Consider the following 1163-nt stretch of genomic DNA (forward strand, 5'->3'; position numbering starts at 1 on the left):
TCAAGCAGCAGCCGGCAAACGAGGTTGCGACACGTGACGGGAGTTCGGCCGGTGGCTCTTCCGATCTCGAACGTCATCACGATCGGCAGCAGCGCGGCCGTCGTCATGTCGCCGGTCGCCCACGCGGCCAGCATCGCGAGCGCGATCAGGCGATCGGTCACGCCATGCAGGCTCGGCGCGCGCAGGCTGTGCCACGCACTCGCGAACACCGGCCCCGCGACGATCAACGATGCGAGCGCGGCGAGCAGTTGCGCGAGCGTGTCGCCGCCGGCCGCCAGCATGCGCCACACGAACGACAGCACGAGCAGGCCGCCCGCGAGCAGCGCCAGCGCGATCTGCCGCGTGATCGTGCGGCGCTCGTCGGAGGACAGCGCGTAGGCCGTCTTGCCGGCGGGCGCGGTGTCCGGCTGCGTGGCCGGTTCAGCGAGCGAATTCATCGGGCGTTTCCGGGCAGGATCAGGTTCGAGGTGTCGTGCGGATCGATCGTCGTCACGCGCCCGGCTTTCGACAGCACGCGCTGCACGCGATCGCGATACAGCCGCGCCAGCAGCCCCGGATCGCCGTTGTCGCGGAGTGTCGCGTCGAGCTGCCGGATTTCCAGCGTGTCGGTCTGCGCGGTGGCGACGCGTTCGGCCGCATGGGCCTGTGCGTCCTGGACGATCCGGTCGGCATCCTGCTGCGCGTCCTGGCGCCGCTGCTCGGCAGCGGTGCGCGCTTCGGCGATGGTCCGTTCGGCGACCTGCAGCGACGTCAGCACTGCGTTGAACGCATCGGCGGCCGCACCGGGAAACGCGGGCTGTACGTCGACGCGCGCGACTTCGACGCCGAGCCCCGCGTGCACCGCGTCGAGTGCACGCAGGTGCCGCGCGATCGCATCGGCGAGATCGCCGCGCAACCGTTCGCGACGAGCGGCCATGTGCCGGTCGGCGGCCAGTTGCTCGGGCCGCGCAACCAGGAGCGCGTCGAGATCGCGGGTCGCCGCGACCTCGACGGCCGATGCGGATACGATCCGCTCCAGCGCCGTGTCGAGACGGTCCCGCTGCAGCACGTACGCGTAGGGATCGCTGACCCGGTAATACAGCACCGCGCTCAACGCGACCGCGCCGCCGTCGCCGGTCAGCACGTAGCCGGAACCGGCCAGCGCGTCGGGCAGCCGCGCGACG

At 71.5% G+C, this 1163-nt stretch carries 1 protein-coding gene and 1 pseudogene; both read right to left on the reverse strand.

Going from position 1 to position 1163, the window contains the following annotated elements:
• Positions 1 to 437: pseudogene (locus tag G3N93_RS40550) on the reverse strand (hypothetical protein); the annotation flags it as partial.
• The coding region (locus G3N93_RS40555; RefSeq protein ID WP_206135580.1) for an SPFH domain-containing protein at positions 434 to 1163 on the reverse strand (730 nt) is incomplete at its 5' end. The gene G3N93_RS40555 and the pseudogene G3N93_RS40550, both read right to left, overlap by 4 nt.

This window comes from Burkholderia sp. Se-20378 (assembly GCF_017104665.1).
Lineage (GTDB): Bacteria > Pseudomonadota > Gammaproteobacteria > Burkholderiales > Burkholderiaceae > Burkholderia > Burkholderia lata.